This window comes from Saccharothrix hoggarensis (genome assembly GCF_042678885.1).
Lineage (GTDB): Bacteria > Actinomycetota > Actinomycetes > Mycobacteriales > Pseudonocardiaceae > Actinosynnema > Actinosynnema hoggarensis.
Map to the genome: position 1 here is coordinate 1 of NZ_JBHTLK010000298.1, position 7027 is coordinate 7027.

The window sequence follows — 7027 nt, forward strand, 5'->3', positions numbered from 1 at the left end:
GGCGCCTCCGGCGGCGGCTGCTGGTCCGCGGGCGTGGTCGGCGGCGGGGGCGGCTGGACCGCGGACGGCTTGCCGTACACCTCGATCGTCCCGTCCGGCAGCTGCCGCAGCCGGGCCGGGTCGCCGGCCGGGATCAGCCCGAGCTTCGCCGCGGCCTCCGCCAGCTTCAGCGGCGACTCGGCCAGCGCGACGTCCTGCCGCAGCTGCTCGACCTGCCGGGCGAGCCTGGTCTCCTCGGCGCGGGCGTCCTGCAGCCGGTACGAGTCCGCGGCCGCCTGGGTGGACAGCCACATGATCGCCGCGATGCCCACGCCGAGCACGACCATGACCATCACCACGAACGGCGCCTTGGGCGCCACCACGGGTTGACGGGTCACCGCCGGGCCGCGCGACGACGTGCGCTGCGCGCGCCGCGCGTAGGCCCGCTCGGCGGCGGGCGACCGGCGACGTTCCGCCGGCACGGCCTTCAGCGCGCGCTCGCGGGGCCTCGCGGACTTGGTCGGGACCGGCGGCACGCCGCCGCCCGTCCGTGCCGGTGCGGTCATGTCGCCTCCCGGATGCGTTCCGCCGCCCTCAGTCGCACCGAGGCGGCCCTCGGGTTCTCCTCGATCTCCTGCTCGTTGGCCTGCTCCGCGCCCCTGGTCACCAGCTTCAGCTGGGGTCCGTGGCCGGGCAGCTCGACCGGCAGGTCCTGCGGTGACGTGGACGTGGCCAGCGCGGTGAACGCCCGCTTGACCATGCGGTCCTCCAGGGACTGGTAGGACTCCACGACGATCCGCCCGCCGACGGCCAGCACCGACAGCGCGGCGGGCAGCGCGAGCCGCAGCGACTCCAGCTCCTCGTTGACCTCGATCCGCAACGCCTGGAACGTGCGCTTCGCCGGGTGGCCGCCGGTGCGCCGCGTCGCCGCGGGCACCACGTCGTAGAGCAGCTCGACCAGCCGCCCGCTCGTGGTGAACGGCTCGCGCTCGCGCTCCCGCGCCACGGCGCCGGCGATCTTGCGGGCGAACCGCTCCTCGCCGTAGTCGCGCAGGATGCGGGTCAGGTCGTCGACCGAGTACGTGTTCAGCACGTCGGCCGCCGTCATCCCGGTGCCCGCGCTCATCCGCATGTCCAGCGGCGCGTCCTTGGAGTACGCGAACCCGCGCTCCTCCGCGTCCAGCTGCAGCGAGGAGACGCCGAGGTCCATCAGGATGCCGTCGACCTTCGCGCCGCCGACCGCCGAGGCGATGCCGTCGTAGGTGGTCCGCACGAACTCGACGCGGTCGGCGAACGGCGCCAGCCGCTCGCGGGACAGCGCGATCGCCTGCGGGTCGCGGTCCAGCCCGATCAGCCGCACCCGCGGGTGGGCGCGCAGCACCGCCTCGGAGTGCCCGCCCAACCCGAGCGTGCAGTCGACGAACACGGCGTCCCGATCGGCCAACGCGGGGGCCAGCAGTTCGAGGACGCGATCGAGCAGCACCGGCACGTGCCGCGCCTGCTCCACCATGTCCGCTCCCTGGATGGTCCCCCCTCGCACAACAAGAAATTCGGGTGTCGTCAGGTCCCCGCCCGCCCGTCGGACCTGGCGCCGGGGAAGGTGCGCCAGGGCCGAAAGCCGAGCGGACCGAGGCCTCACGGCACCCGATACCTCGAAACAACGGCCGATCAGAAGACTCCGGGCAGCACCTCCTCGCGGGCGGTCGCGTAGCTGTCCTCGTGCTCTTCGAGGTAGCGCTGCCACGCCTGCGCGTCCCAGATCTCCAGCCGGTTGATCGCGCCGATGACCACGCACTCCTTGGTCAACCCCGCGTAGCGGCGCAGTTCCGGTGCGATGGACACCCGGCCCTGGCCGTCCGGCCGCTGCTCGTCGGTCCCGGCGAACAGGTAGCGCTGGTAGGCGCGGACGGCCTCGTTGGTGAACGGAGCGTCCGCGACCTTGCGCGCCATCTGCTCGAACTCGGCCCGCGGGAACACGTAGAGGCAGTGGTCCTGGCCCTTGGTGACCATGAGACCCCCCGCTAGCGCGTCCCGGAACTTCGCAGGCAGCGTGAGTCGGCCCTTGTCGTCCAGCCTCGGGTAGTGCGTGCCCAGGAACACGGCGCCCACCTCCCGATGCCGGAACGGACATCCGACCGGCAGTGGAGCCCCCGTCTGCCCCACCGGCCGCCACAGTACCCCACTTTTCACCACAGTCAACGCTGAAACGGGTGGTTGCCCGACCCGTCTCAGAGCGTTTACGCAGGTAGAGGGCGGACGCCCAGGCGTGGAGGGCGGTGGGGGACGACGGCCGCGACCACCTCCGCGGGTGAGCTGATCAGGCCTGAAGTCCACTCGGATGGCGCAACGAAATCGGGCAAAACCGGTTCGCCGGCGACCCCGGTGGGGAATGGTGGTGGGGTGGGGTGAACCGGCCGGGTCGGCGGGCCGTGGAAACCGTGCGCACGAAACTGTTCAATCGGTGTAGGGCGCTTCGCCCTGGTTTGACACACTGCGTGAAACGCTCACCGCCATCGCGAACCGGTCGCGGTAGGGCCGCGCCCTGCTCCAGGAGGTCGAGTGACTCCGAGTACCCAGCCAGCCGCGCTGCCAGAACACTCCTACGGGGGCGGCGCGCCCGCGGTGAACCACGTGAACAACGCCCCGCACGTGAACGCCGCTCCCCAGCCGCAGGGCAGGCCGGAGGAAGGGCTCGCCGAGCTGCACGCCGTGGTCGGCCGGATCGCCGCCAACGTCGAGAAGGTCATCGTCGGCAAGCCGGACGTGGTCCGGGTCGCGCTGGTCACCCTCCTCGCCGAGGGCCACCTGCTGGTCGAGGACGTGCCCGGCGTCGGCAAGACGTCGCTCGCCAAGGCGCTGGCGCGGTCTATCGACTGCACGGTCAGCCGCATCCAGTTCACGCCGGACCTCCTGCCCAGCGACATCACCGGCGTCTCGATCTACAACCGGCAGGACAACGACTTCGAGTTCCGCCCCGGCCCGGTGTTCGCGAACATCGTGGTGGGCGACGAGATCAACCGCGCCTCGCCGAAGACCCAGTCGGCGCTGCTGGAGTGCATGGAGGAGCACCAGGTCACGGTCGACGGGCAGACGTACCCGCTCGGCGCGCCGTTCATGGTGATCGCCACGCAGAACCCGATCGAGATGGAGGGCACCTACGCCCTGCCCGAGGCCCAGCGCGACCGGTTCACCTCGCGGGTCTCCATCGGGTACCCGGACCCGGCGGCCGAGCTGGCGATGGTGGACGAGCACGCGGGCCACGACCCGATGGCCGACCTGCGCCCGGTGTCGGACGCCGAGCAGGTGCTCCGGCTGGTCAACGTGGTGCGGCGGGTGCACCTGTCGACGGAGATCCGCCGGTACGCGGTGGAGCTGGTCGGCGCGACGCGGCGGCTGCCCGAGCTGCGGCTGGGCGCGTCGCCGCGCTCGACGTTGCAGCTGGTGCGCGCGGTCCGGGCGCAGGCCGCGCTGGCGGGCCGCGACTTCGTGGTGCCGGACGACATCCACGCGGTGGCCGTGCCGGTGCTGGCGCACCGCCTGGTGCTGACCGCCGAGGCGCAGGCCGCCCGCCGCTCGTCGGCGGACCTGGTGCGCAACCTGCTGCAGCGGGTGCCGGTGCCGCAGGCGGCGCTGGACCCGACCGGGCAGTTCCTGCACAACGTCAACCCGAACAACCACCGCTGACATGCGCGGAGCGCTGTCCGGGCTGACCACGCGCGGCCGGTGCCTGCTGGCGGCCGGCTTCGCGGCCGGTCTGTGCGCGATCGTGCTGAACGAGCGCGACCTGCTGCGGGTGGCGGCGTTCGTGGTCGCCCTGCCGGTGCTGGCCGCGTACCTGGCGCAGCGGGCCAGGGTCGGCCTGCACGCGACCCGGCTGCTGCACCCGAGCCGGGTCCAGGTGGGCTCGGCGGCGGACGTGCGGGTGGAGCTGCGCAGCGCCGGGCGGCTGCCGACCGGCGGGCTGCTGCTGGAGGACGCGGTGCCGTACGCGCTGGGCGCGCGCCCGCGGTTCGTGGTGGAGCGGCTGCCGCGCAACACGGTGACCGTGCTGCGGTACCCGTTGAAGCCGGTGATGCGCGGCGTCCAGCAGGTCGGCCCGCTGATGGCCCGGATCACCGACCCGTTCGGCCTGGCCGAGTTCGACCGGGAGATGGCGGGGCGCAGCCGGCTGGTCGTGGTGCCGCGCGTGGTGCAGCTGACCGGGCTGCCGAGCGGGTCCGGCATGGGCTCCGGCGACGACGGCTCGATCCGGCTGCGCGCCGGCCAGGGCGAGGACGACGCGGTGGTGCGCCCGTACCGGCACGGCGACGACCTGCGGAAGGTGCACTGGCGCTCGACCGCGCGGCGCGACGAGCTGATGGTGCGCGTCGAGGAGCGGCCGTGGCGCGGCGGGACGACGGTGCTGCTGGACCACCGGCTGGTCGCGCACCGCGGCAGCGGTCCCGGCGCGAGCTTGGAGTGGGCGGTGTCGCTGGCCGCCTCGATCTGCCTGCACCTGCACCGGTACGGCCACCAGGTGCGCCTGGTCGGCGACGACGGGCGGGTGCTGGCGGGCGGCGCGGGTGACAGCGGGTACAGCGACGCGGTGGTGCTGGACGCGCTGGCCGCGCTGGCGCCGTCGCACCGGCGTGAGCCCGCCGCGGGGCTCGACCCCGGCGCGGGCCAGGAGGTCATCGCGATCCTCGGCGGCAGCACGCCGTCGGTGATCGACTCGCTGGTGCGGAACCGGCCTCGGGGGATGCGGAGCATGGCGGTGGTGATGGACGTCCGGGCGTGGGCGTCCGCGTCGGAGGACCCGGCGCCGGACCCGGCCGACGCCCAGCGGTTGCTGGGTGGCGCGGGGTGGGGCGTGGTCGTGGCGCGGCCGTCGACGCCGATGGGCCAGGTCTGGCAGGAGCTGTGCCACAGCGCGGGCAACCGCGGGCCCGTGGTGCGCACGGAGGTGGGTTAGGTGACCGGCAGAACGGCCCCGCGCAACGGCGACTGGGTGGTGGGCGTGACGCCCGCGGTCGCCGGGCTGGCGACGCTGTGCGCGGCGACGGCGCTGTCCAGCGTGATCGACGGCGGGCTGTGGCTGGTGTACCTGGCCGTGGCGGTCGCGGTGGTCGGCGGCACGGGCGTGCTGCTGCGCGCCGCCCGGCTGGCCGCGCCGATCGTCGGGCTCGGCCAGGCGGTGGCGCTGCTGTGCCTGCTGGTGACGATCTTCACCCGCAGCGGTGTGCTGATCGTGCTGCCGGGTCCGCAGTCGTTGCAGGACCTGGTGGCGGTGCTCGGCGACGCGATGACCGAGGTGCAGACCGGTGTGCCGCCCGTGGCGGACAGCCCGGCCATGCGGTGCCTGGTGATGGTCGCCATCGGCCTGGTCGCGATCCTGGTGGACACCCTGGCGGTCGGCGCGTCGGCGCCCGCCGCGTCGGGGCTGGTGCTGCTGTGCGTGTTCGCGGTGCCCGCGTCGCTGGCCGACGAGATGCTGCCGCTGTGGACGTTCGTGTTCGGCGCGGGGGCGTTCGCGATGCTCCTGGCCGTGGACGGGCAGCACCGGCACGAGGCGTGGCGCGGCCGGTTGGCCGGTGGCGGGCAGAGCGGGTCCGGTCCGGCGGCGACGGCGGTGGCCGGGCTGGCCGTGGTGGTCGCGCTGCTGGCCGGCGCGAGCCTGACCCTCGTCGGCACGGTGGGGCGGCTGCCCGGCACCGGCGAGGAGATCGGCGGCGGTTCCGGCGGCCTGGGCATCGACCCGATGACCGAGCTGCGCGGCATGCTGAACCAGGGCGCGAGCCGGGAGCTGTTCCGGGTGCGCGGCCTGCCGAGCTCGGCGTACCTGCGCGCGATGACCCTGCGCGAGTACGTGCCGGACAAGGGCTGGCAGCTCGGCGGCAACATGCCGGAGGGCGTGGAGGCGAAGGGCACGCTGCCGGCGCAGCCCGGCGACCCCGGCGACGGCGAGCCGCACGAGGTCCGCATCGAGCCGGTGAACTGGGTGGACAACTGGCTGCCCGTCTACGGCCGTCCGCGCAACGTCCAGGACATCGACGACGCGTGGCGGTACGACCCCGGTCGCGGCATGATCTACAGCGTCCGGGCGCGCAAGTCCGACGAGTACACGCTGGAGACGGTGCTGGAGAGCCCGTCGGCCGACACGCTGCGGCGGGCGGGCGGCGCGCCCGACGTCGACCCGGCGTACCTGGAGGCGCCCGGCGTCGACGGGCCGGTCGCCGACCTGGCGCGGCGGATCGTCGCGGGTCAGGGCAACCAGTTCGACCGGGCGACCGCGCTGTACCGGTACTTCACCGACGGCACGCAGGGCTTCACGTACACGACGCAGACCGAGTCCAAGGTGACGACGGCGGACGCGTTGGAAGACTTCGTGCTGAACGGCAAGAAGGGGTTCTGCGAGCAGTACGCGTCCGCGATGGCGATCATGGCGCGGTCGGTCGGCATGCCCGCGCGGGTGGCCCTCGGCTTCACCGCCGGGTTCCCCACCGGTGACTTCCAGACGATCACCTCGCAGGACGCGCACGCGTGGGTGGAGATCTACTTCGCGGGCTACGGCTGGATGACGTTCGACCCGACGCCGCTGTCCGACGGGCGCGGCGTGAACCCGCCGTACATCGCCGGCCTCAACGCCGACGACGAGGAGGACTCCTCCAGTTCGGGCACGACGACCACCACGACCACCACGGTGGCGCCGGGCACGTCGGCGTCCGCTTCGGCCGCGCCGGACGCGCTCGGGCAGGACGGGACGACGTCGACCGAGGAGCCGACGCCCACCTGGCACCTGGTGACGTTGGGCGTGTCGTTCGCGATCGCGGTGCTGTTGACGTTGCTGGTGTTGTTCGGCGGGGCGCGGGTGGCCCGGCCGGTGTGGTTGCGGCAGGCGGCGTCGGTGGCCGCGGTGGTGGCCTGGGTGGTCGTAGCGGCGTTGTTGGTGGCGTTGCTGTCGTGGATCGCGGCGGTCGCACTGGTGTTGATGCTGGTGGCGGCCGCGCCGGCGGCCGTGCGGGCCTGGCGGCGGCGGGAGCGGCTGCGGGCGGTGGCCGGGCTGGAGCCG

6 protein-coding genes are annotated in these 7027 nt (G+C 73.8%); 3 read left to right on the top strand and 3 right to left on the bottom strand.

The genetic code is table 11. The annotated features are described in order from the left end of the window. The 3 genes from ACFQ3T_RS32735 to mraZ all read right to left on the bottom strand — a co-directional run. A partial coding sequence (locus ACFQ3T_RS32735) for a hypothetical protein (protein WP_380729362.1) occupies nt 1–545 on the bottom strand: 545 nt, incomplete at its 3' end. Then, the gene (gene rsmH, locus ACFQ3T_RS32740) at nt 542–1489 is read right to left on the bottom strand and encodes a 16S rRNA (cytosine(1402)-N(4))-methyltransferase RsmH (protein WP_380729363.1); all 948 of its coding nucleotides are present in this window, start codon (nt 1487–1489) and stop codon (nt 542–544) included. The genes ACFQ3T_RS32735 and rsmH, both read right to left, overlap by 4 nt. Before the next feature lie 158 nt (nt 1490–1647). Continuing rightward, nucleotides 1648–2079: a division/cell wall cluster transcriptional repressor MraZ gene (gene mraZ / locus ACFQ3T_RS32745; RefSeq protein WP_053715381.1), complete on the bottom strand. Its 432-nt coding sequence runs from the start codon at nt 2077–2079 to the stop codon at nt 1648–1650. A gap of 459 nt (nt 2080–2538) precedes the next feature. Between mraZ and ACFQ3T_RS32750 the strand changes: the two genes are divergently transcribed. The 3 genes from ACFQ3T_RS32750 to ACFQ3T_RS32760 form a co-directional block, all read left to right on the top strand. Beyond that, nucleotides 2539–3663, top strand: coding sequence for an AAA family ATPase (locus ACFQ3T_RS32750; RefSeq protein ID WP_380729366.1), 1125 nt, complete (start codon nt 2539–2541; stop codon nt 3661–3663). A 1-nt stretch (nt 3664) separates the two neighbouring features. Next, the gene (locus ACFQ3T_RS32755; protein ID WP_380729369.1) at nt 3665–4930 is read left to right on the top strand and encodes a DUF58 domain-containing protein; all 1266 of its coding nucleotides are present in this window, start codon (nt 3665–3667) and stop codon (nt 4928–4930) included. Beyond that, nucleotides 4931–7027, top strand: a 2097-nt coding sequence (locus tag ACFQ3T_RS32760; RefSeq protein WP_380729371.1) for a transglutaminase family protein, incomplete at its 3' end; no start/stop codon positions are given.